Here is a 24053-nt window from a genome sequence, read left to right on the forward strand (position 1 = left end):
TGGTGATCGAGTTGAATGCCTGTTTTGTGTGGGAGTTGCAGAACGCGTTATGTGCGACGGCCCGTGGGAAGAGCGTGACTGTCCGGTGTGCGGTCGGTATCGAATCTCAGACGATCTGATTCTCGCGTTGATGGATCAAGGGCATATTTTCGATGTGCTTAAAGTCAGGGGCTGGCTAGATATGCGGCGAACTGACGGTTTCCTGCCCTGCATCAAAAGTCCTGAAGGGCTACTGGTTACCGTTGTCGAGCCTACTTCACCTGCGCAAGTGAAGTGAGTTCCAGTACGGCGCTGGGGGCTGCACCCCCCCCCAGATCATTGAAAGGTTATCGGCGAAAACGCATGAATCCGCTGATAAAAAGCCCTGAAAGTGATTGTCGGAAATCAAGGTCGGGATGCTATTTCCTCTAAATGTTGCAATAGGTCTTGAGGATCCTCGTACACCCTCAGGGCTCCCGCTCTTTCTAGCTCGCTAATATCGTAGCCGCCTGAGAGCAAGCCCACACATGTCGCTTTGCACCGCCTTGCTGCAAGCATGTCCCATATGGCGTCTCCAACCACTAAGCAGTCCTCAATGGGTCTCTTGAGCTTTTGCGCTGCGGCAAGGAAAAGATCTGGATCAGGCTTTCCATATTTGACATCGTCGCGGGTGATTATATTAATGTCGTTGATGTCTAAACCCAGCGCCTTTAAATTGATCTTGGCTGTAGAAGCGCCACCACTGGTTGCGATACACCACTGTATATTTTCATGGGTAAGCGTCTTTAGCAGCTCGACTGAACCTGGGAGTGCCGTTATTTGGCTTTTGAGGGCCTCATACGCAGCCGCATGCTTTTTACTTAAGATTCTTCCTTGCTCGTCAGTAATTTCTACACCCGTTTCACGGGACAAGGTTTTTAACATCAGCCCTCCGCTCATACCAATCTTTCGATGAATACGCCACATGGCCAGCGGGATATTCTCGGAATCGAGTGCCTCTTTCCATGCGGCTACGTTCTGGTACACGCTGTCGGTCAGCGTGCCATCAAGGTCGAATATAAAAGTTGTTTGAGGTCGCATGGGAATCCTCCAGATTCATTAGAGTTGGCGCTGTGGGTATATTGTTAGGGGCATGCGAGTAAGTGGTTACCTAGCAGTTGGCATTCGTTCGACATCCGCAGGGCCGGGTGCGGCGCGATCCCCATCGGAAATCTCATCATCTTCTCGAATAGCTCTCTCATCGTCATGACGGCCTGCATGCCCGCATACAGTTCTGAGACTTGAGGCAGCGACGCGTTCATTATTTCTGGACGATTCGGGTGTTATAAGGAGAATGGTGGTCGGGGCCGACAACATGGCTTTTTGAATCCGTGTGACGTTTCCTAAGCCCATGCGGCCAGCCAAGTAGCTATAGATGTGAGCTTCGCGTTGGGCGATCTGACGGTTGGTAGACCACTGACGACCGCGATTGCCATTCCTGACGCCATAGGCTTGGCGGGAGAGGGCGGTGTTCGTGCCACTTCTACTGCAAACCAGGAGGGATTGCGCGCAGTCGCGTCGTACGATCCTAGTACAGGGCTGTTGAAAACGTTGATCAGGAAAGACGTGACCAAATCGGCTTGTCTATTTCAACGCAATAAAAATTTGAACCGCCCGTGAATGCGCTCACCTAATGATTAGCTTGTGAAGAATTGCACAGGCATTTTGCCAACAACGGCATACTCTGAGAGGTGGTCAACGTGGCTAAAGACGACAAGAAAAGCAAAGGTGAAACTTCGAAAGCCAGCAAGGACTTGAAAGACAAAAAGTCCTCACCAGCAAAAAAATCTGCAGCGGCATCGGCTCTTTCAAAGTCTTCCGAAAAGAAAGACAAGAAAAAAGACTCCGAACCGAAAAAATCTGTAAAGAAAGCTGATAGCAAGCCAGAAAAGGCGAAGAAATCAGACAAGGCAGAGAAACGTGCAAAAAAGAAAAAGTGAGATCTGCTAGGGCTTAACGCCCTAGCTTCCTCAGGATGTGCTGCCTTCGATCAAGGCTCAATCAATAGCGCTTATGGCAGTAAGGCCACGCGTCTATCCAAAAGCTCACTACGCCCCAGAGAATCGCTGCCGCAGAAAAACTCAAAGTGTAGTGGTCAACTAATCCCGGACACTGCGTTAAGTTTTTTCTCGGCCTGAGCCGGTGGCAGCCCACCATTAAATTGGTGCGGTCGAATCCAGTTGTACCGGTGCATCAAAAAATAGCTGATATCCCGCTGAGCTTGTTGGACTGTCGCGTAGCCCATGGTCGGTATCCACTCAGTTTTCAGGCTCCTGAACACCCGCTCCATCGGCGCATTATCCCAACAATTTCCTCGCCGGCTCATGCTCTGACGCATACGATATCGCCAAAGGCGCTGGCGAAAATTCCGGCTTCCATATTGCGAGCCCTGGTCGGAGTGGAACAGCAAACCCTGAGGCTTCCCTCGCTGCTCGTAAGCCATATCCAAGGCCTTGATGACCAAGTCGGCATCCGGCTTTACCGACAACGCCCAGCCCACAACACGGCGGGCAAAAAGATCTAGCACAACCGCTAGATACTGCCATTTCCCTTGAGCCCAGATGTAAGTGATATCGCCACACCAGACGTGGTCAGGAGCGGGCACATCAAACTCTCGGTTCAAAATATTAGGGATGTCGGGCCGCTCGGCCGTTGCCTTTTTGTAAGCATGCGATCCCGGTTGTTTGCTGACCAACTCCAGCTCGCGCATCAGGCTGCGTACCTTGAATCGCCCGATCTGCGCGCCGTCGTCCTGCATCATGGCCATGATTCTACGGCTACCGGGTGCACTGCGGCCTTGGGTGAACAACTCGCTCACCCGGCTGCGCAATCGAAGGCGTTCTACATCCGGTGTGCGGCGCCTGAGACGCCGAGCGTAGTAGCACGAGCGGGTCACTTCAAACACCTTGCACAGCCAATCAACCGGCTCGTGGATGCTCAACTGGTCAATCAGCGCGAACGCTCGAGATCTTCCGACATCAAGAGCGCGGTGGCCTTTTTTAAGATCGATTTTTCCCGCTCAAGGCGAGTAATTCGGGCTTCCAGCTCTTGGATTTTCTGCTGCTCCGGGGTCAGCGCTTTGCTCTGCGGGGTGACGCCCATGCGTTCTTGCTGCACCTGGTCGACCCATCGGCGCAAAGCCGACACGCCGACACCAAGCGAGCGGCTGGCCTCAATGAAGCTGTAATCCTGCTTGAGAACGAGGTCGGCAGCCTCGCGTTTGAATTCAGGGGAAAAGGTACGGCGTTGTTTGGTCATCTGACACCTCGTTCTGGCGAACATTCTCGCCTAAATGGGTGTCCGGTTTCATTAGACCACTACACCCAGGGTGGCCGTGACGTCGGGGTTGTCGAAATCAACGCTTCCTTTTGCGTCTGCATGACGGATCAAGCAGAGAAGGATTCTGAGCTCCTGAAGTGGTGTAATTTGATCGTCCATCGTAGTTCTCATGCTTAACCGCTACTCAGCTGTCCAAAAAATAGTCATGAGCGCCATGAATGCTGCGGCGAACACCGAGCAGCCCCTCGACATACTCGTAGATCGGCAAGCCTATCTTTCGCGGACGGTCTTTTCTTGGAAGGCAAGACGGGTGATTGCAATTGCTATCGATATAGTGCCCAGGCGCTGTGCCGCATTTATCGCACACCCTAATAAAAACTCATAGGTGGCAATGCACTTTAGGTAGAGCGGCATCCGTGTGGACAGGACATGGATTATCAGTTGGCGCAACCGATGAGCACCTCGACATAATTGTTCCCGATACCATCCTGCAACTTGTGGCCAAAAGCGCAAGCGGAGCACGCCGGCCCACGATGGGCCAGAGGCTTGAGAATGGAAGCCCGAAGCGTATGGCGTAATGCCCCCGATACGGAACATTAAGTTCCTTTTGCCCCGTTACGTACCCAGATGGGGGGCACTACGGGGGTCACTGTCCTGCGTGTAGCAGTGGACGGTCGTCATCACCGCCAGGCGTTAAAGAGACTTAGGCTGGCCGTCATACCTAGAAAGCTCCAGATCCCGCAGCGCCATCAACTCGTCATTCCGTCGCATAAACTCATCTGGAGTTATTTTCTTGAGCTTGAATTCGTTGTAAAGAGCATCGGAGTTCTTCTGATAAAGCGTTAACGTATTAGTCTTGTGCACGCTTTCAGCCGCATCACCTATGCTCTTATCTCCTTCGAATACCTTTGTTAGATAGTCTCTGAGAGACTCAATGCTCTTGTGGCCTGTCCACTCCCTAACTTTGCGTAAGAACTCCTTGTCGCTGATAAGTGCTGCTTGGAACTCATCCTTGCTTTCATACTTGTGTCGTTCGACGAGCAATCTGAATAAGTTCGTGATAAAGGCATGGCGGAACATATGCGCGCATGCTTGCTCTTCAATTCCAGCCGATTCTCTGATCTTCGAGACTATCGACGTTATAGTCTCAGGTGCGATCGGTTTTGCTGTTATTTCAGATATGAGCAAGTAGTCGTTTTGGTTTTCTGGGTGTGCTTTGATCAATTTCTGTCTTGCAGCTAAGTATTTTTTGACCTCATTCAATGCAATCGCATTCACCGGAACTTCACGGACAAATGCTTCGCCGCGCTTAAGCGTTACCAGCTTTAGCATTGGATATTTCATCAGCAGGGCATCACGCAGTGACGATGTTGTCAGAGATGCGATTTCCGATCGCCGAGCGCCTGTATGCTGAAGAAGTGTGAGCAGTGCAAGGTGTCGCGCTTTGAGGAACTCGGACTTGCCGCTATCATTTACCGCCTGCACCATCTTGTCAATGTTATGCTCAGAAATTGGGCTTCGTGTGTGCTCGCGGAAAGGTAGGGGGAAAGAGTGGTGCGAGATGGTAGTTGTTACTTTGTGTTGATTGTTGAAGGTGCGAATTACTTCTTCGGTGGTTAACTTGATGGTGCCTTTTGGTGATACGAAGTTTAGGTCGCCATAAAATTCGCCAATCCAAGCTAGGAACTTTAAGCACTCTCTACCTATGTTGATGGTGGTTCTGTCGGCTCTTTTTGGTTTATCAGGTTTTCTAGGGTTGGGCTCTTCAATTAGCTCAATGATGAAATCTTCAAAAAACTTGTCGGTTATGTGATAAGGGTCGACCCTGTAATGCCAGCAGCGTCTTATCAGCTGGCTAATGTTGCTCGCGTACTGGCCTATCGTTCCACCCTTGCTGTCCTGCCTTCGACCATCAGCAGAAATTTGCTCATGCTTCTTGGATAGTTTTAGCAAATAGAGATTGGCGATATGGCATGGCTCGTTATTTGGCCATTTTATGTATGGGAATTTGTAGAAGGCATGCTTGCGCGTCTTACCTCCGGAAAATCTCTGGAACAGATCTACATGATCTAGCGTTTCCACCAGAAATTCTTCATTCATTTTTCTTACCCTTGGCCGTGATAGATACGACCGATGCCTTCTGTATAGGCGGGATTTGATACATTTCAGGGTTTAGACTGGTTATTGCAGTGATACGCTTTAATATTTCCGCAGCGCGAATCTTGCGCGTCACTTCATCTTGTGCGCTGACTACGCCATCCAGCTTACTACGGACATCCGATAAGGTTTGCAGGAGTATCAAGTTTGAGCGCTTCTGTACATCAAGGCTGAGATTAAGCTCCGCCAATTGCGCCAGTATCGCCTCTCTAGTTCTATTGTTTTTCGTGGGTGTTTTTTTTTCTTCCTTGTTGATAACCGACGCAGCATTTTTGCGTAGGCGATCTATTGCAAGGAATCCACCCGGTATTCGCTCTTCGCTTCTTTGCTTAAATGTGTTTAAACTTATGGGTGATATATGTAGCGTCTCTCCCTCAACGATCGTTTCCAAAGCGAGCTTCGCCAGAGATGCCTGGCTAATAAGGGAGTCCCTTATAACGGTATTTTTGAGGTACTTGTAAGGCGTCGCGATTATCGCTAGTAATAACTTTCTCGTGTTCTCAATCGAGGCGGCTTGAATGGTTTTTCCCTCATCCCATTTCATCTTGTTTCCTCACAACAACAAGTATGTCAACCCGTAAACCGTTATCACTCTCCAGGAAAACTGGCTCCATGGTCATTTGGCCGCTTTCCATAAGAAAGTCAAAGTATTCTGCGAGCTGTTCTGCATCCATTAATGATACGTTTCGGGTGCCGAATTTAGCCTCAATCAGATCAACCACATCAGTATAGTACGTGGCGCCGCCAGAGGCGATACGCTCGCTGAGGGCTTGCGACAAGGTGTTTTGAAGCTCCTTGCCTGGCAGCTCCTCCGTAATGTAATTCCAGATGTGCGCCGGGTCAGTGTGCCCGAACATCCACTGCAGGATGCCTACGCTTGCCCCGTACCCACAATGGAGGAAGATTAAGGCAAAGAACCGCCTCAGTTGGTGTTGGCGGATGTAGTAGCGACGCCCCAAACTGTCGCGCTCGACCTCAAAGTAATCACAAAACAGATCAATATTTTTGTAGTAGAGGTAAACGTCGCAAGGCGTCAAAGAACTTGTGCCTATGATGCCTGGGGACGAAAACAAGGGAAGGTGCTGATCGATGAAGCCGATGCTGATCAGCTCTGTCTGGAAGTCAATGAGCGTCTGAACCATTTCCGCCGCTAGGGGATCAATGGGACGGGCGTTTCGAGCCCTGCGACCTTTTAGACCCCGACTAGACTTGGCGATAGGGGCGATCAGCCACTTTTTGTCCGCGCTGAGACAGTTGGCAGGATCGAGGCCGCGTAGTTCACAACCCCGTTTCGCCATCGTTGCTCCTACCAACAACTGGATAGATCCGTAATAGACCGCGATGAGTTCCAGTAGCCCTGCATTGCCCCGTAGCTTGCTGAAATACAGTTCCTTGCTTTCTTTTAGTTCAGTACCAGGATCCCTTCCGTTGGAGCGAGTTGAAATTCCTAGGTACTGGACGCCAAGTTTAGCGATGGAGGGTTCGAGTAGCGAGAGGATAGTTGTGTCTTGGATGCCTGTGATGTTGACCTTGTGTTTCACGGAATATTTGGCGATGTTCACATAGCTTTCAAGAAGCTGCGGGCCATATTCAAAGTGGAACTCAATGCCATCTTTGATCGCCTTGAAAATGATTGGGGTTGGGACATTTTTAAAACGGCCCATCGCCGCCCCTGTTACTTTATAGGTTGCAATCTCTCTAAGATCTTCTGGGGTAGGGAGTGGAAAATCTAGGGCAGAGATCTTTTGTAAGATGGTAAAGGCGGTGCGGTACAAGACCAAGTCTCGCTTGGTCATGCGGTCTGGGTTGCCGTTGGTGACCGGGGCGCCATCGACCTCACGAATAAAGCGATCATTACGCCAAATGAAACCTAATATGCTATGCAGGGGCTTGAGTCGCTTTTTTCCAGCCAAAGTATCGTTGTATAGTTGTGCACTGACCCATACTGAGTTGACGTTCACTCCACCATTTGGATGGGTGTGGTACATCTTGTTGATATAAAGCGCGGCTCTTACACGCGGGATCAGCTCCAGAGGGATATCAAGCACGTTCTCTTCGAGCTGAAGAGGTGTTATGTCGGAGATGGAAGGGTAATCCTTCAGGCATTTATCAATTGCCGCTGGGCTAGTTTCCTCCAGAAGCGAAATGCAGTAGTTCGCGAGACGATTGTTCCAATCGTAGGTACTCACAGCGACGTAGCTACTAGTCCCGACCTGCTCGATGATGTCACACATCACGTCATAGGTAAGCGCGCTCAGGCCATGCTCGACCAGCTCCAAGGCTTCGGCGCCTTGAAGGATATGGTCAATGAGCGTGAGCGTTCGTCGAAAAGATGCCGCCTGTGAGGCCCAGCTATTGGTGAAGCCTGGCCCAGCTGAATTTTGAGTCGCTGCTATCAGCCAGCATTGCAACGAGTTGAGTAATTTGACGTGCTGTGGATCCGTTAATAACGAACCGTCATACAGGTGAACACTCCAATCCAGGTCTTGGTCGGTCTTGAAACCAAAATTGTATTTCCACACAGGATCCCTGAAGCTTGAGACAAGCCACGGAGCCGACATGAAGTGTGATATGTCGCGTTTCTTGAACAGGCTGGCGAAATGAGCGAGGTGTTCAGGATACTGCATGGATCATGCTCTCGTAGGCGCTGGGGTTGCAATTTTTGGAGGCGATTTCCAAATGAGCGTGCAGGAGTTTGTCGCGACTTTTGAGGATGTACTTCTCGACCGTATCGCAAACCGCAGCCCAGTATTTGGCCAGCCCTCGAACAGCGTGTGGCGTCTTGCTGAGATTGATGGCTTTTCTGATGGACATCAGCGCGGTCATGCTTTCAGCAGACACGGAGACACCCACCTCTACAATCTCACCATTGGCCAAGCGATTTTCTTCCCTGGTTTTGAGGTTCTCCGGAACCTCCTTGAGTGTGTACCGGCTCAAAAACTCGTGCATTTGGTCGAAATCGTCAAACTTGGAAGCACGAAGTAGGTATTTACTGTCTTTCATGGCTTCGCAGATGATTCCCTTCTGGAAAATACGCACATACCTGGTCGCGAAGAAGTCATAGATCGCGGTGGGCAGGTAGGAATCCAACAGGTCTCTGTTCATGTGGGCGTGACCAAGCTTTCTGGCAAGTCTTGGCAGGCTATGATTTTGAATGTAATCAGCCACGGCTGACTGAGCGCGAACCCTGGTTATCGAGAGCTTCTTGATAAAGTCCACCAAGTCGTCGCCTCTTTTCACGGTGTGGGGCGATAGCCGCGCAATGAAAACTTCGCGCCTAAAAGCGTTCTTATCGACTGCCGTTCGATTTAGAATGTTGCTGTCAGCAGTTTTCGGATAGTTGAAGCTTCTTCCGCACGTTAAAAAAAGTTTTTGCCAAGTCGGATCGCCTTGCTTTTTAAGGTATTGGCGAAGTGGCTCCGTGATCTCTTCTACCATACGAACGAGCGCAGCAGCCTTGGGGTGCAGCAGGATTTTCTGTTCGGAGTTCTTACTCCCGCGCCTATCCTTAAATCCAATAAGTTCATAGCCCTTGTCAGTCTTCAAGAACGAAACCCTTTTTGGGCCGTCCCAAATCACCAAGTCGTCCATGAAGGTAGTGGTAATTTCCGGGTGGTATAGAGTGAGTAAGCACTGAAACGGCAGTAAGCTGTAGGTTGTGGGTAGGCCAAGTTTTAGTGCTAGCGCCGGAAGCCTTATTCCGTAACGACGACGCGCATCATTCGTTGTGCACATGCCTTCGTCTTCGAAGGTGCGACAAATATTTGCGAAGCCTAGCTTTTCGAAGTTAAGGCGATTTTGGGGGTTGCGGACAACACGCTCCAGAAGCCTACCGTCCCCAGCTTCTCTGACTCGAATTCGTTGCGCTTTGCGAATTGCCAACGCCTCTGATAGCCCCCATTTTTCGATGCACGACAGATCACTGGTAATCTCTCCATAAAGGAGGTCGATTGCCTGGATGTCCGTGACATGCACGGGTACTTCTGTCAGAAGTTTGTCTTTGATCTCAATGCCATGCTTGTTCTTCTTGATGTTGAGCTCGGAGCCAGCCTTACTCTTCCCTGCAGGCAAAACTATTGCGTCTTCGTCAGCGGACCAAACATCGGTTTTGAGGAAGCATCTTATGATCAGGTTTCGCATAGTTCTGAAAGTGCGAGCATTGAGTTCTGGGTCTTCGTTGCGCTCGTACTCAATGTTCTGGTAGTGCCAGAAATAGTGCTCGAAAAAGTCTTCCATCATCTCCGGTGACTGGAAAGCTGCCGGAGGGAAACGAAAGCTTTGCTCAGATATGTATTTGGCGAGCTTATTGATCATCCCGCTCGCCACTTTGGCGCGCTTCAAAGAGTCGCGTCTGATCGCTTCATGGAAAGCTTTGGTGAACTCAGGGCCGTGTGAGTGATACATCGCAACTAGCTTGAGATAAACCGATTTTCCTTTCTTGGCCTTGACCTTCCACCCACTCCAGAAGGAGACGATCTCCGGGTCTAGCTTGTGCTTGCTCTCTTGCCATGTCTGTTCAAAGTGAGGCAGCCGGGCACGAGACCAGATCACTGGCTGCAGGCCTGGAACAAGGTCGACCAGACCAGAAATCATCTCAGTAACAGCAATTGATCGTTGACGAACTATGTACTCTTCAAGCACAGCTATGTCGCCAACGTGAAGGCTTCCAAGAAAGCTTTCGACCAGCCACGTGAGTTTTTCACCATCAAGGTTTGTCAGACTGAGGTACTCGCCCAAGCAGTGGCAGTGACAGTCGAAAAGCTGCAGAGCATTACTATTGTGTCTATCAAGTGTGGTCGGAGACATCAGCAGCTTGTATGCCAGCTCTTCATCAATGGCCTGCAGCGGGTAGTGGGTGACGTAGCCTTTGCTTTTGATGATTGTCACGGTTTTATTTACCCTTGAAGGCTGGCTTTATCCTTAAAATGTAGCGGATTTTAAGTATTTGACAATGTGTCAAATCAGCAAACTTGCAGAGCGTAGTCTGGATGCCGACCTGGCCCTGGCTTTAAGCCTCAATGGCCGCGAGCTGTTTCGCGATGAGCAACCGCTGAAAATCCTGTTGATGTCGGCCACCCTTGAAGGTGAGCGTCTGGCCAGCTTGCTCGATGACGCGCCGGTGCTGCGTAGTGAAGGGCGGATGTACCCGGTGGCCATGCGTTGGGGGCGCCCGTTTGTGCCTGGCGAGTTTATCGAGCCGCGAGTGGTGCAAACGGTGCTCGATGCCATCAGCGATGACAGCGGCAGCCTGTTGGTGTTCTTGCCCGGTCAGGCCGAAATTCGCCGGGTCCATCAACAGTTGGCTGATGCGCTGGGTTCGCGCAGCGACATCCTGCTGTGCCCGCTGCATGGTGAACTGGACCTGAATGCGCAGCGTGCGGCGATCGAGCCTGCTCCCGCGGGCATGCGCAAAGTGGTGCTGGCGACCAACATTGCCGAGACCAGCCTGACCATCGATGGCGTGCGGGTGGTGATAGATGCCGGGCTGGCACGGGTGCCACGCTTTGACCCCGGCAGCGGCATGACCCGTCTCGACACCCAGCGCATCTCGCGGGCCAGCGCCACCCAACGTGCCGGCCGGGCCGGACGCCTGGAGCCTGGCGTCTGTTATCGCCTGTGGTCCGAAGACCAGCACGCGCAATTGGCGGCCTATAGCAGTGCGGAAATCCTCCAGGCCGATCTGGCCGGGCTGGCGCTGCAACTGGCGCGCTGGGGAGTGACCCCGGAGCAACTGATCTGGCTGGATCTGCCTCCCTCGGCAAGTTATGCACAGGCCCGGCAGTTGCTTGAGCGGCTGGGGGCTTTGCACACCGCAAAACTCACCCCCCACGGCGAAGCCATGGCCGAACTGCCCGCGCACCCGCGCATTGCTCATCTGTTATTGCGTGGGCAAGAGCTGGGTCTGGCCGAGATGGCCAGCGATGTCGCGGCGCTCTTGGGCGAGCGCGACATCCTGCGTGGTGCCGGGGCGGATGTGCACAGCCGTCTGGCCTTGCTCCAGGGTGAAAGCCGCGGGGCCCGTGGCGGGCAGGGCGGTGTGCAACGGGCCAGGCAACTGGCCCGGCAATATCGGGGCTACCTGCGCGGCAAGGCCACACAGCCCGTTGCTGATCCCGATCATCCGCGCTGGCTCGGCGCCTTGCTGGCGCTGGCCTATCCCGACCGCGTTGCGCAACAACGCAAACCCGGCGGCGCGGAATATCGGCTGGCCAATGGCCGGGCGGCGTTGTTCAGTGAGGTCGACGGCCTGATGAAGCATCCCTGGCTGGTGATCGCCGATCTGGGCAGTCGTCAGGGGCAGCGTGAAGAACGGATCTACCTGGCGGCCGAGCTTGATCCCGGGTTGCTCGACAGCGTGCTCAGTGAGCAGGTCAGCGTTGTCGACCAGCTCGACTGGGACGAGCGTGAAGGGGTGTTGCGCGCCGAACGCCAGCGCAAGGTCGGTGAGCTGGTGCTTAGCCGTGAGCCGCTGACCGGGCTGGACGCCGCTGCGCGCACAGGGGCGCTGGTCAATCTGGTCCGGCGCAAGGGCCTCGAGTTGCTGCCCTGGACCCCGGAACTGCGCCAGTGGCAGGCACGGGTGATGCTTTTGCGTCAGCTCGATCTGGCTGCCCAAGGGCAAAGCGAATGGCCGGATGTGAGTGATGCGGCGCTGCTGGCTTCACTTGAAGATTGGCTGGCGCCGTACCTGGAGCGCGTCTCGCGCCTGAGTCATTTCGCCAGCCTCGACCTGTCCGGCATTGTGCATAACTTGCTCAAATGGCCCTTGCCCCAGCGGCTGGACGAACTGGCGCCGCATCACATCAAGGTACCGTCGGGTTCGTCGGTGCGTCTGGACTACAGCGAATACCCGCCGATTCTGGCTGTGCGCCTGCAAGAACTGTTCGGCCTGGCCGATACCCCGCGCATCGCCGGTGGCCGGCAGGTGGTCAAGTTGCACCTGCTGTCGCCGGCAAGACGCCCGGTGCAAGTGACTCAGGATCTGGCCAACTTCTGGCGCAGCACCTACAGCGAAGTAAAGAAGGATTTGAAGGGGCGCTATCCGAAACACTACTGGCCCGACGACCCGCTGATAGCCGAGCCCACGGCCCGGATCAAACCCCGTAAACCCTGAACTCAAACCCTGCAGGAGCGAGCTGTCGCCTTTGAAAAATCCCGAGGCAAGCTCGCTCCTGCAGATACAGAGGGGGCTCAATCAATCGGTAGCAAAAACCGCCCCATTACCGGCAGGTGGTCGGAAATGCTCAGCGTATCTTCCTGGCGTACATAGGCTTCAATGCGCTGCAGCTTCGGGCTGTAGAACAGGTAATCCAGGGTGCGGTCAGGGGCTTGAACGCGCGGGTCATTGGGGAAGTGGGTCAGCCACAGTTCGCGGTCGATGCCGGTGGCTTCGGGGTTGCTGGGGACCATCGGGTATTTTTCCCACAGCAGGTGCAATTCACTGTCCGGTGAATAGCCCGCTCGCAGTTCGGCGGGCAAGCGCAAGAACTGGCCAATGGGCAACAGGTTGAAATCACCGCCAATCAACCAGGGCGTGCCCTGGCTCTCGAACTTGTCCAGCAGTACACCCGTGGCCTGCATTTGATGGAGCAGGTTGCTGTTGTCCAGTGACGGGGCGTCGAACTGGGTGTTGATGGCAATTATTTGCCCGCCGTCGTTTAGCGGCAGGTAGTTAACCAGCAGTGCAGGTTTTGGCTGGAACTGGCGGCTGATGATATTGGCTTCGGCCACCGGCAATTGCAGGCGCTCGGCATGTTCGATCTGGTAACGGCTGAGGGTCACCAGTTTGCGTCCGACACTCCCCAGGATATGCCAGTCGGGCACCAGGTCGGCCTTCCAGGTAAAGGCCTGGGTGCTGCACGGGTACAGATCGACCAGGCGTTCCTGCAACAGCGCGAGCTGGTCCTGATAGTCGCTGGCCTTGGCGTTTTCATCGAGCTCTTGCAGCAGCACCAGATCGGGCTGCTCATCGCGTATCACCCGCGACACTTCATCCAGGCTGAATGCCATGTCTTCACGGGTCGGGCGCAGATCCGGGCCGCTGTCGTCCACCAGGTTGTACCAGAACACATAACGCTTGCCTGCCAGGTATTGAACGTTCCAGGTCATGACCTTGAGCGCCTGGCCCGGCACCAGCACCGGTGCGGTGGCCGGGCAGCTGAGCGCCAGCACCTCTTTGGCATCGGGTCGCCACGTAACGCTGTAAATCAGGCTCGCCAGCACGGCGGTGACCAGCAGCAAACCTAACAGGGTGGGGCGTAATAAACGTGGCATGGGCTCAGCTTATGACGTAGCGGGAATTGCCGAGGATACCGGACCGCAGTCCGGCACCCAAGGACGGGTGAATAGTGAATCTTCTCTCTTACTTGTCGGACGGTTCGCCGATTAGCATAAACAAGCGGTACAGCACGACCGACAAAAACAGCTGCAAAAAGCTGTTGGCACTCTCCAGCGCCAGCGAGAGCAAAGGGTTCTCGTCTTTCTGGAACAGCGAGAAGCTCACTTCCTTGAGCAACATCAGCGGCCCGAGCACCGCCAGCAAGCAGACAAAAATCCGCCAGAAGTGCCCGCGGCTCATGGCGAAGCTCGATTTCAGGGCGGTCAGCGGGGCGTCACCGCGCAATACCAGGCGGTATTCGGCAAACGCAAACACAACGGTCAGAAAAATACCGGGGACAAAAAACATCGACAGCCCGAGCACAATCAGCAACGTACTGATGGCGGCGAGCAATGCGAACCTGGGCCACAGGGTGAGGGCCTGGGCCAGCAGCTCCCGGTTGCGCGGGCTTTCGCCACGGCTGCGGGCGTCAAGGAACAGAATCAGCGCGCCGGTATACAGCGGGTACAGCAGCAAACCCACAAGCAGGCCGTAACCGGGCGACGGATCGGGGCCCACGGCGTTATCAACCATGTGCTGCAGCACTGCTTCAAGGATCACCAGCGGCAAGCACAGCGCCACGATCTGGCCCAGGTTGCGCTGGAAGAAGTACAGGGAGTCGCGAATAACGGTCAGCGGATTCATGGTCAGGCATCGGCAGTCAAAAGCGGTGCGCCACTTTAACCGATGCCACGCGATGGTGAGCAAATGTAAACGTTGAGTAAGGGTCATTGAAACTTCTTGTTACGACCCCATAACCTGAATGACCTCCTGCAATGTGCATGGGTCATGGTTTTTATCGGCAATCCCGTGAGGTCGTCATGAACAGCGAAGAGCAAACCCTGATTGACGGGCTGTTTACCCGGTTACAACAGGCTGAAATGGACGCGGCCCCGCGCGATGTCCAGGCACAGGAGCGGATCAACCAGCATCTGGCCCGTCAGCCTGCGGCGGCTTACTACATGACTCAGGCGATTCTTGTGCAAGAGGCCGCGCTCAAGCAGCTCGACCAGCAGAACAAGCAGTTGCAGGCCGAGCTCGAACAGGCTCGGGCCGCGCCTGCACCAGCGCCTGCCAGCGGTGGTTTTTTGTCCGGCATGTTTGGTGGCAGTAATCGTCCAGCAGCACCCGCACCAGCCCCTGCCGCCTCGGGCGGCTGGCGTGACGGGCCATCGTCGCCACCACCAGCGCCTGCCTATTCGGCTGCGCAGGCCGCGGCGCCGGTTGCGCCTGCTGCGGGTAGCAGCTTCCTTGGCGGCGCCCTGAAAACCGCCGCCGGTGTGGCGGGCGGGGTGATGCTGGCGCAAGGCATCAGCAGCCTGTTCAGCCACAATCAACAGCCGCAAGTGGTTGAAGAAATCATCGAGCAACCGGTACCGGCCAGCGACAGCGGCTGGGGCAGTGGTAACCAGCAGTTTGCCAATAATGATGGGCCCGGCATTGAAGACGTCGGCCTGGACGATGATGACTTCTTTTCTGACGACGACTCCTTCGTCTGATAACTCGCTGCCCGGCGTGTGATTGCACGCCGGGCGGTTAATCCGCGCAAAATCCCGGCAGGCTGGCATACTGCGGCCTTGTTTTTCAGCTGCTGCCCGCTTGCCTGGGCACATGAGGTTTGCCGGTGAAAAGAATTGCGGTCTTCGCGGATGTGCAGAACCTCTATTACACAGTTCGCCAGGCTTATGGCTGCCACTTCAATTACGCTGCGTTATGGGCCGATATCAGCCAGCGCGGTGAAATTGTCGAGGCCTACGCTTATGCGATTGACCGGGGTGACAGCAAACAGCAGCAGTTTCAGCAGATCCTGCGCAACCTGGGCTTTACGGTAAAACTCAAGCCCTATATCCAGCGCAGCGATGGTTCGGCCAAGGGCGACTGGGACGTAGGCATCACCATCGACATCATGGACATTGCGGCCAATGTCGATGAAGTGGTGCTGGCCTCGGGAGACGGTGATTTCGATCTGCTGCTCGAACGCATTGCCAGCAAGCACGGGGTCGAAACCGTGGCCTATGGGGTGCCCGGCCTTACCGCCAACTCATTGATTCGTGCCGCTGGCCGTTATGTGCCGATTGAAGGCAGCTTGCTGCTCAAGTAATTCCCATTTTTTACAGGATTGACCCGGTTTGGAACGCATCGCCGTAATTGACTTTGAAACCACTGGTATCTCCCCGAGCAGCACGTGCCGGGCGACAGAAATTGCGGTGGTGATTCTGGAGCAGGGGCGCATTGTCGAGCGTTACCAGAGCCTGATGAACGCGGGCGTGCGGGTACCGGGTTTTATCGAGCAACTGACAGGCATCAGCAACGCCATGTTGCGCACTGCACCGTCTGCACAGCAGGTGATGAACGAGGTCAATGAGTTTGTGGGCATCACGCCCCTGCTGGCGCACAACGCAGCCTTCGACCAAAAATTCTGGGACTTCGAGATGGGGCTCATCAAGCGCACCCGTCTGCAACACTTTGCCTGCTCCTTGCTGCTGGCGCGGCGCTTGATGCCGGCGGCGCCCAATCACAAACTGGGCACCCTCACCACCTTCGCCCATTTGCCCCATACAGGTCAGGCTCACCGGGCCATGGCCGATGCTGAAATGGCAGCCAACCTGACGACCCACCTGGCTGAGCAACTGCGTCAAAAGCACGGCCTGCGAGAGTTGAACCACGATCTGTTGCGCAGCCTGCAAAAAATTCCTGCCGCCAAAATCAACGAACACCTCAAGCGCTGCCGCGGGTTCTGAAGACCAGGGCTTCTGTAGGAGCGAGCTTGCTCGCGAGCCTTTAGCCGTGCCCCTGTCGCGGGGCCAAAGTGTACGGCCATTTTTGGCCGGTTCTGTAACTTAATATTGCCCCGCGCTTTGGCTAGACTCCCTCATCCCCTGCCTCTGCCTTTGAGCTGCCTCCATGCCTGCCGCACGTCGTTTTCCGCTACAACTGATCGGTGCCTTTTTTGCGTTGTATGTGATCTGGGGGTCGACCTATCTGGTCATCCGTATCGGTATTGAGTCCTGGCCACCGCTGATGATGGCCGGGGTCCGTTTTCTGGTGGCAGGCAGCTTGATGTACGGTTTCATGCGCTGGCGCGGGTCGCCCGCACCGACCTTCGCCCAGTGGCGCGCAGCAGGCATGATCGGCTTTCTGTTGCTGGCCTGCGGCAACGGTGGCGTGACGCTGGCGGAACACTCCGGGGTCGCCTCGGGCGTCGCGGCACTGGCCGTGGCCACCGTGCCGTTGTTTACCTTGCTGTTCGGCTACTTCTGGGGCGCACGCAATACCCGTCTGGAATGGGCCGGGATTGTCCTGGGGCTGATTGGTATCGGCATGCTCAACCTGGGTTCCAACCTGCAGGCCAGCCCGATGGGCGCGGCGATGATTTTGTTTGCCGCCGCTGCCTGGGCGTTCGGTTCGGTGTGGAGCCGGCACTTGCCGCTGCCTGCCGGGCCGATGGCCAGTGCCGCCGAAATGCTGGTGGCGGGCGCCGTGCTCCTGGCCGGCAGCCTGTTAAGTGGCGAACGCATGACTCAGATGCCGACGGCCGCAGGCTGGGGCGCATTGCTGTATCTGGTGTTCTTCGGTTCGATCATTGCCTTCAGTGCCTACATGTACCTGCTGAAAAACGTACGCCCCGCGGCGGCCACCAGTTACGCCTACGTCAACCCGGCCGTGGCCGTGATGCTGGGCATTGCATTCGCAGGCGAGAGCATCGGTTTTGAGGAGTGCCTGGCGATGGCGGTCATCATTAGCGCCGTGGTGTTGATCGGGTTGCCGCAGTGGCGCAAGCAGAAACCGGTCTGAATTAGGGTAAACTGCGCGCCATTGCAACTTATGCACCCCTGCGCTGACCTTTTTCGACGGTATCCCCATGACATTCGCCACCCTTGGCCTGATCGAACCCTTGCTGCGCGCTCTTGAGACGCTCGGCTACAAGACCCCAACCCCGGTTCAGGCCCAAGCGATCCCCGCAGTGCTGGCTGGCCGCGACCTGATGGCCGCAGCCCAGACCGGCACCGGCAAAACGGGCGGTTTCGCCCTGCCGCTGCTGCAGTCGCTGACCATGGAAGGTCCGAAAGTTGCCAGTAACATGGTGCGCGCCCTGGTGCTGGTGCCAACCCGGGAACTGGCCGAACAGGTTCACGAGAGCATTCGCCAGTACGCCGAACATTTGCCGTTGAGCACCTATGCGGTCTACGGCGGCGTCAGCATCAACCCGCAAATGATGAAAATGCGTAAAGGGGTTGATGTGCTGGTGGCAACGCCGGGTCGTCTGCTCGACCTTTATCGCCAGAAAGCGATCAAGTTCACCCAGCTGCAAACCCTGATCCTCGACGAAGCGGACCGCATGCTCGATCTGGGCTTCTCCGAAGAGCTGCGTGATATCTACCGCGTGTTGCCGAAAAAGCGCCAGACCCTGCTGTTCTCGGCGACCTTTTCTGACGCGATCCGCCTGTTGGCCGAGCAGATGCTCGAAAACCCGCTGAGCATCGAAGTCAGCCCGCGCAACGTGGCGGCCAGCAGCGTCAAACAGTGGATCATTCCGGTCGACAAAAAGCGCAAGCCGGAACTGTTCCTGCATTTGCTGCGCACCCAGCAGTGGAAGCAAGTGCTGGTGTTTGCCAAAACCCGTAACGGTGTGGATGAACTGGTGGGCAAGCTGCAAGGCCTGGGCATCAACGCGGACGGCATTCACGGCGACAAGCCGCAGGCCACCCGCCAGCGCGCACTGGACCGGTTCAAGGCCAGTGAAGTACAGATCCTGGTCGCGACCGATGTTGCCGCCCGTGGCCTGGATATTGAAGACCTGCCGCTGGTGATCAACTTCGACATGCCGATCGTGGCCGAAGACTACATTCACCGCATTGGCCGCACTGGCCGTGCCGGTCAGAAGGGCGAAGCGATTTCGTTTGTCTGCGCCGATGAAGTGAACATGTTGTCGGCAATCGAGATGCTGACCCGTCAGACCTTGCCGCGCCACGAGCAACAGGATTTCGAGCCGGAGCACCGGGTCCCCGAGACTGATGCAACCGGTCAGGTGATCAAAAAGCCGAAGAAGCCGAAAAAACCGAAAACCTCAGGCGGTGGCGGCAAGCGCAACCTGGGCAAATGGGTCGACAGCGGCGAAGCGGCACCGGTTGAACCTTCGGTCAAACCCGTGCGTAAAGTTCCTGTGTTCAACACCGGCCCGCGCAAGCGCAAGCCGTAAGCCAAACCCGCTTGTCCGCGACGCCGTCGCGGGCAAGCCCGCTCCCACAAGCGTCAGGCTTTAAGCCAGCTCAAAACCCCCAACCCTGCGGCCCGGCCACTGGCAAAACAGCCTGTGAGCAAATAGCCGCCGGTGGGGGCTTCCCAATCGAGCATTTCACCCGCGCAGAACACCCCCGGCATGGCTTTGAGCATCAGGTTTTCATCCAGCGCTTCAAACCGTACACCTCCCGCGCTGCTGATGGCCTCGTCCAATGGGCGGGTGTTTATCAGGTTCAGTGCCAAGCCTTTAATCGCCTGGGCCAGTCGCAGTGGATCGGCAAAACACTCGGCAGGCGCCAGTTCGCGCAACAGCGCGGCTTTCACCCCGTCCAGCCCCAGTTGACTGTGCAGATGCTTGCTCATGGAGCGCGAGCCGCGAGGCTTGGCCAGTGCTGCGGCAACTTTATCCACAGGCTTGCCCGGCAGCAGATCGATCAGAATGGTGGCGACACCCTGTTGATTGATCGCTTCACGAATCGGCGCCGACCAGGCATAAATCAGGCTGCCTTCAATACCGCTGGCGGTAATGACGCACTCACCCAGGCGCGCAGGGCTGTCGGGCATGCCTATCGCAATGTTCTTGAGCGGTGCTCCGGCAAATTTGCTGCGCAGCACTTCGCTCCAGCCCGCCACATCAAACCCGCAATTGCTCGGCTGCAGCGGCGCCAGTTCCACCCCGCGCTCGGCCAGAAGCGGCATCCACGCCCCGTCCGAGCCCAGGCGAGCCCAACTGCCGCCGCCCAGCGCCAGTAACAGCGCATCCGGCTTGAGCTGCTTTTCACCGTCCGGGCTGTCGATTCGCAACTGGCCATCGGCTTGCCAGCCCAGCCAGCGATGGCGGGTGTGGATAACTACCCCGGATTCGCGCAATCGCTTGAGCCATGCGCGCAGCAAGGGCGCGGCTTTCATATCGGTGGGGAACACCCGCCCAGAACTGCCGACAAAGGTTTCAATCCCCAGGTCGTGAATCCACTGACACAAGGCCTGTGCATCGAAAGCCCGCAGCAGCGGGGCGATCTGCGGTGCCCGCTCTGCATAACGTGAGAGGAACGCCGGGTAGGCTTCGGAATGGGTGATGTTCATACCACCGACACCGGCCAGCAGGAACTTGCGTCCCACCGAAGGCATGGCGTCATACAGATCGACCCGCACCCCGGCCCGGCTCAACACTTCGGCGGCCATCAGACCTGCGGGACCACCGCCAATAATGGCAACGTGACGGGAAGGGGAGGTGGTGGGCTCAGTCATGGCGGGGCTGCAAATCGGCGAAATAAGCCGCGTATTCTACCTGACTAATCCGCCTGTGCCCTGTGGGAGCTGGCTTGCCAGCGATTGCAGCGCTTGCCTGGATAGAGCGAACCGCGTCGCCTGCATCACTGGCTGAACGGCTCCCATAGCAGATGGATATTTGTTTGTATGAAAAACATACAGCTCTCTGCAGCCCATAGACTACGTGGCCTGCAAGAGCTTTCACTCAGGTTATCCACAGGCAGTTCCACAGGCATTGTGGGTAATTAGTGGCAGCCGGAAGACACCCAGACCTTCTGCGCACTGTGATGCAGGATCCCGTGGCGTCGGGCCAGCGCTTTGCGATCTTTGCTGTAACCGCCGCCGATCACTCCGACTACCGGTATATCGCGGCCCAGACAGTGGCGCATCACGCTCTCATCGCGGGCGGCCACGCCTGCATCGGTCAGTTTCAAATAACCCAAGGCATCGTCCTGGTGAACATCGACACCCGCGTCGTACAGCACCAGATCGGGCTGATAAAGCGGCAGCAGGTAATTGAGCGCTTCATCGACCACTTGCAGATATTCGGCATCCCCCATGCCCATGGGCAGGCCAATGTCCCAGTCGCTTTGCGCCTTGCGTGCCGGAAAATTCTTTTCGCAGTGCAGGGAAACGGTAATTGCATCCGGCGTATGTTCAAGAATCCGCGCCGTGCCATCGCCCTGATGCACATCGCAATCGAAGATCAACACCCGGTTTACCCGTCCGCTTTCCAGTAAATAGCGGCTGATGACTGCCAGATCATTGAAGATGCAGAAACCCGCCGGGTGGTCGTAGTGCGCGTGATGGGTGCCGCCGGCCAGGTGACAGGCCAGCCCGTGCTCAAGCGCCTGTTCGGCCGCCAGCAAAGAGCCGCCCACCGCACGGATGGTCCGGCGCGCCAGTGCTTCACTCCAGGGCAGGCCCAGGCGTCGCTGGTCCTCGCGGGCCAGTTCACCGGCCATGTAACGCTCGATATAGGCACGGTCATGGGCCAGCGCGAGGATATCCACAGGGCACAGTTCGGGGCGCAGCAAGTCGGCATCTCGGGTCAGCCCGGTCTGGACCAGGTGGTCGCGCAACAGGCGGAATTTATCCATCGGGAAGCGATGCTCCGCCGGGAACTCGGGACTGTAGTCATCGTGGTAAATCAGAGGTAAAGGCATAGGGATTTCGCGCCGAACGAGCGTTTGATATTAACAGCGCTGTACACTGCAAGGTATTCGAAAAGCCCGGTAACAAATCGGAGAGAACAGATGGAGCAGATCAAAGAGCTCGAAAGTGCCCGTTTGCGATTACGTCCCTGGCGTTACACAGATTTGCCCGAGTTCGCTGCGATGTCTGCCGACCCTCAGGTGATGCGCTATTTTCCTGCGCCCCTGAGCCGTCTCGAAAGTGCCGCGCTGATTGGCCGGATTCGTGGTCACTTTGCCGAATACGGCTACGGGCTGTGGGCGCTGGAGCGCAAGGACACAGGGGCCTTCATCGGCTTTACCGGGCTGCTCAATGTCAATTTTGACGCGCCGTTCAGCCCGGCAGTTGAAATTGGCTGGCGTCTGGATCCGCAACATTGGGGCCTGGGATATGCCAGTGAGGCGGCCTGGGCCGTGCTGCGCTGTGCCTTTGACCGATTGGCGCTGGATCAGGTGGTGTCATTTACCAGCCAGCTGAACCTGCCTTCACAGAAGGTCATGCAGGCGATCGGCATGCAGCACGATCCTGACGGCGACTTTGAACATCCCCGCCTGCCTGAAGGGCATCCGCTACGGTCACATGTGCTGTATCGCATTACGCGGGCCCAGTGGCTGGAAACCCTGCACGGCTGAGCAGGTGGAGAGTGGCGAAAGCCGAAATTTTGTTGACCTGCGTAGCCAAGACTGCGCCGGTATTGCTCTGTGTGAGGAGAATCTGAATGAGCCAAGTGTTGGAAGATCTGGTCAATTTGCTGACCCTGGAACCGATCGAAGAGAACCTCTTTCGCGGCAGCAGTCAGGACCTGGGCTTTCGCCAGTTGTTCGGCGGTCAGGTACTCGGCCAATCGTTGTCGGCCATGAGCCAGACAGTCGAAGACGCGCGGCACGTGCACTCGATGCACGGCTATTTTTTGCGCCCGGGGGATGCCGGGTTGCCGGTGGTCTATCAGGTGGACCGGGTGCGTGACGGCGGCAGTTTCAGTACGCGCCGGGTGACCGCGATCCAGAAGGGCCAGCCGATTTTTACCTGCAGTGCATCATTCCAGTACGACGAAGCCGGCTTTGAGCACCAGACCCCGATGCCCGATGTGGTGGGCCCGGAAAACCTGCCCTCGGAACTTGAAATGATCCGTCAGCGCGCGCATCTGATCCCCGAATCGATGCGTGAAAAGCTGCTGTGCGCCAAGCCCATCGAGTTTCGTCCGGTGGTGGGCGAAGACCCGTTCAACCCCAAGATCACCGACCCGATCAAGTACGTATGGTTTCGTGCCGATGGCGCACTGGCTGACTCGCCGGCGCTGCACAAATACCTGCTGGCCTATGCCTCGGACTTCGGTTTGCTGACCACCTCGCTGCTGCCCCATGGCAAAGGCGTGTGGCAAAAGGATATGCAGGTTGCCAGCCTTGATCACGCGCTGTGGTTCCATCAGGACCTGCGTGCCGATGACTGGTTGCTGTACGCCATGGACAGCCCGTGGGCGGGGAATTCACGCGGGTTCTCCCGCGGTAGCGTCTATAACCGCGCAGGCCAGCTGGTCGCGTCGGTTACACAAGAAGGTTTGATTCGCCATCGCAAGGACTGGGCATGACACTCAAGGATGTAAAACACTGGGTTTTCGACATGGACGGCACTTTGACCGTTGCCGTGCATGACTTTGCTGCGATTCGTCGCGCGCTGGATATCCCGGCGCAAGACGATATTTTGACCCACCTCAACGGCTTGCCTGCGCACGAAGCGCAAGCCAAGCACGCCTGGTTGCTGGAGCACGAGCGTGAACTGGCATTGGCCTCAACTCCTGCGCCCGGCGCGGTAGAGCTGGTGCGCGAGCTGGCGGCCCGCGGTTGTCGCCTGGGGGTGCTGACCCGCAATGCCCGGGAGCTGGCGCATATCACCCTGGAGGCCATTGGGCTGGCGCCATTCTTTGCGCCACAGGATGTGCTCGGCCGCGACAATGCAGCCCACAAACCTGACCCCGACGGCCTGTTGCAACTGGCCCGGGCGTGGGAGGTCGAGCCGTCACAGATGGTGATGGTCGGGGATTATCGTTTTGACCTGGATTGTGGTCGTGCGGCGGGCAGTAAAACCGTACTGGTCAACGTGCCCGAAAACCCGTGGCCGGAACTGACCGACTGGCATGCCCGGGACTGCTTCGAACTGCGCCAACTTATCGCCTGACCCCTGTAGGAGCAGCCTCCTGCCTGTGGTGCCTACCGGCCTGGACGGAGAGGGCTGCGATCTGCCTTATCTCCCGCATGTTTGCACTGCACAAACCCTGTAGGAGCGAGCTTGTCTCGCGAGCTCTTTGCGGCTTCGTTGAAAAGCTCGCGAGCAAGCTCGCTCCTACAGGTGCAGTTACAGCCTCCTGCCTGTGGTGCCTACCGGCCTGGACGGAGAGGGCTGCGATCTGCCTTATCTCCCGCATGTTTGCACTGCACAAACCCTGTAGGAGCGAGCTTGTCTCGCGAGCTCTTCGTGGCTTCGTTGAATAGCTGTTGTGGCTCAATATTTATGGACCATG

General features: G+C 56.3%; 19 protein-coding genes and 1 pseudogene. 10 read left to right on the forward strand and 10 right to left on the reverse strand.

The genetic code is table 11. The annotated features are described in order from the left end of the window. Positions 1 to 384 precede the first annotated feature (384 nt). Positions 385 to 1059 (reverse strand): HAD family hydrolase, encoded by a 675-nt coding sequence (locus ACP7BO_RS00985; protein ID WP_426208163.1) that lies wholly within the window; start codon positions 1057 to 1059, stop codon positions 385 to 387. Between the two features lie 650 nt (positions 1060 to 1709). On the opposite strand from ACP7BO_RS00985, the gene ACP7BO_RS00990 reads away from it, so the two are divergent. Beyond that, positions 1710 to 1958: a hypothetical protein gene (locus ACP7BO_RS00990; protein ID WP_426208165.1), complete on the forward strand. Its 249-nt coding sequence runs from the start codon at positions 1710 to 1712 to the stop codon at positions 1956 to 1958. A gap of 155 nt (positions 1959 to 2113) precedes the next feature. Here ACP7BO_RS00990 and ACP7BO_RS00995 read toward each other — a convergent pair. From ACP7BO_RS00995 to ACP7BO_RS01015, 5 genes are all read right to left on the reverse strand, one after another. Beyond that, a protein-coding gene (locus tag ACP7BO_RS00995; protein WP_426208166.1) for an IS3 family transposase occupies positions 2114 to 3276 on the reverse strand; the annotation gives its coding sequence in 2 pieces (ribosomal slippage) (positions 2114 to 3024 and positions 3024 to 3276; 1164 coding nt in all). A gap of 714 nt (positions 3277 to 3990) precedes the next feature. Continuing rightward, entirely contained in the window at positions 3991 to 5397 is a 1407-nt protein-coding gene (locus tag ACP7BO_RS01000) for a tyrosine-type recombinase/integrase (protein WP_426208168.1), read from the reverse strand. Next, positions 5390 to 5998 (reverse strand): hypothetical protein, encoded by a 609-nt coding sequence (locus tag ACP7BO_RS01005; protein ID WP_426208170.1) that lies wholly within the window; start codon positions 5996 to 5998, stop codon positions 5390 to 5392. The genes ACP7BO_RS01000 and ACP7BO_RS01005 overlap by 8 nt, the downstream gene beginning before the upstream one ends. Then, entirely contained in the window at positions 5985 to 8081 is a 2097-nt protein-coding gene (locus ACP7BO_RS01010) for a hypothetical protein (protein WP_426208172.1), read from the reverse strand. Before ACP7BO_RS01010 ends, ACP7BO_RS01005 begins: the two co-directional genes overlap by 14 nt. Continuing rightward, positions 8068 to 10341, reverse strand: coding sequence for a hypothetical protein (locus tag ACP7BO_RS01015; protein ID WP_426208174.1), 2274 nt, complete (start codon positions 10339 to 10341; stop codon positions 8068 to 8070). Before ACP7BO_RS01015 ends, ACP7BO_RS01010 begins: the two co-directional genes overlap by 14 nt. A gap of 88 nt (positions 10342 to 10429) precedes the next feature. Here ACP7BO_RS01015 and hrpB point away from each other — a divergent pair. Further along, a pseudogene (gene hrpB, locus ACP7BO_RS01020) lies at positions 10430 to 12568 on the forward strand (ATP-dependent helicase HrpB); the annotation flags it as partial. A gap of 77 nt (positions 12569 to 12645) precedes the next feature. Here the strand turns inward: hrpB and ACP7BO_RS01025 are convergent. Together ACP7BO_RS01025 and ACP7BO_RS01030 are read right to left on the reverse strand one after the other, a co-directional pair. After that, positions 12646 to 13728 carry an endonuclease/exonuclease/phosphatase family protein gene (locus ACP7BO_RS01025; RefSeq protein ID WP_397455695.1) on the reverse strand — a complete coding sequence of 361 codons (1083 nt, stop codon included), beginning with the start codon at positions 13726 to 13728 and terminating at the stop codon, positions 12646 to 12648. A gap of 88 nt (positions 13729 to 13816) precedes the next feature. After that, complete coding sequence (locus ACP7BO_RS01030; protein ID WP_397455696.1) at positions 13817 to 14476, reverse strand: YciC family protein; 660 nt, start codon at positions 14474 to 14476, stop codon at positions 13817 to 13819. Between the two features lie 176 nt (positions 14477 to 14652). Between ACP7BO_RS01030 and ACP7BO_RS01035 the strand changes: the two genes are divergently transcribed. The 5 genes from ACP7BO_RS01035 to ACP7BO_RS01055 all read left to right on the forward strand — a co-directional run bounded on the left by ACP7BO_RS01035 (position 14653) and on the right by ACP7BO_RS01055 (position 19031). Then, positions 14653 to 15330 carry a DUF2076 domain-containing protein gene (locus ACP7BO_RS01035; RefSeq protein ID WP_426208175.1) on the forward strand — a complete coding sequence of 226 codons (678 nt, stop codon included), beginning with the start codon at positions 14653 to 14655 and terminating at the stop codon, positions 15328 to 15330. A 125-nt stretch (positions 15331 to 15455) separates the two neighbouring features. Continuing rightward, positions 15456 to 15932: an NYN domain-containing protein gene (locus ACP7BO_RS01040; protein ID WP_397455698.1), complete on the forward strand. Its 477-nt coding sequence runs from the start codon at positions 15456 to 15458 to the stop codon at positions 15930 to 15932. A gap of 28 nt (positions 15933 to 15960) precedes the next feature. Next, entirely contained in the window at positions 15961 to 16572 is a 612-nt protein-coding gene (locus ACP7BO_RS01045; RefSeq protein WP_426208176.1) for a 3'-5' exonuclease, read from the forward strand. Positions 16573 to 16735: 163 nt separating this feature from the next. Further along, complete coding sequence (yedA, locus tag ACP7BO_RS01050; protein WP_073508772.1) at positions 16736 to 17626, forward strand: drug/metabolite exporter YedA; 891 nt, start codon at positions 16736 to 16738, stop codon at positions 17624 to 17626. A 67-nt stretch (positions 17627 to 17693) separates the two neighbouring features. Continuing rightward, positions 17694 to 19031, forward strand: coding sequence for a DEAD/DEAH box helicase (locus ACP7BO_RS01055; protein ID WP_426208178.1), 1338 nt, complete (start codon positions 17694 to 17696; stop codon positions 19029 to 19031). Between the two features lie 53 nt (positions 19032 to 19084). Here ACP7BO_RS01055 and ACP7BO_RS01060 read toward each other — a convergent pair whose 3' ends face one another. After that, positions 19085 to 20320, reverse strand: a complete 1236-nt coding sequence (locus tag ACP7BO_RS01060; RefSeq protein WP_426208180.1) for a TIGR03862 family flavoprotein — start codon at positions 20318 to 20320, stop codon at positions 19085 to 19087. 266 nt (positions 20321 to 20586) lie between these two features. Further along, the gene (locus tag ACP7BO_RS01065; protein ID WP_426208182.1) at positions 20587 to 21507 is read right to left on the reverse strand and encodes a histone deacetylase family protein; all 921 of its coding nucleotides are present in this window, start codon (positions 21505 to 21507) and stop codon (positions 20587 to 20589) included. Positions 21508 to 21597: 90 nt separating this feature from the next. Here ACP7BO_RS01065 and ACP7BO_RS01070 point away from each other — a divergent pair, with 90 nt between their 5' ends. From ACP7BO_RS01070 to ACP7BO_RS01080, 3 genes are all read left to right on the forward strand, one after another. Further along, complete coding sequence (locus ACP7BO_RS01070; RefSeq protein WP_426208184.1) at positions 21598 to 22167, forward strand: GNAT family N-acetyltransferase; 570 nt, start codon at positions 21598 to 21600, stop codon at positions 22165 to 22167. A gap of 86 nt (positions 22168 to 22253) precedes the next feature. Beyond that, positions 22254 to 23123: an acyl-CoA thioesterase II gene (tesB, locus tag ACP7BO_RS01075; protein WP_397455703.1), complete on the forward strand. Its 870-nt coding sequence runs from the start codon at positions 22254 to 22256 to the stop codon at positions 23121 to 23123. Next, on the forward strand, positions 23120 to 23710 hold the full coding sequence (locus tag ACP7BO_RS01080; RefSeq protein WP_397455704.1) for an HAD family hydrolase: 591 nt from the start codon (positions 23120 to 23122) through the stop codon (positions 23708 to 23710). Before tesB ends, ACP7BO_RS01080 begins: the two co-directional genes overlap by 4 nt. Positions 23711 to 24053: the final 343 nt, after the last annotated feature.

The sequence above is a fragment of the Pseudomonas sp. TWR2-1-1 genome, assembly GCF_049897045.1.
In the GTDB taxonomy this organism is placed as follows: domain Bacteria; phylum Pseudomonadota; class Gammaproteobacteria; order Pseudomonadales; family Pseudomonadaceae; genus Aquipseudomonas; species Aquipseudomonas versuta.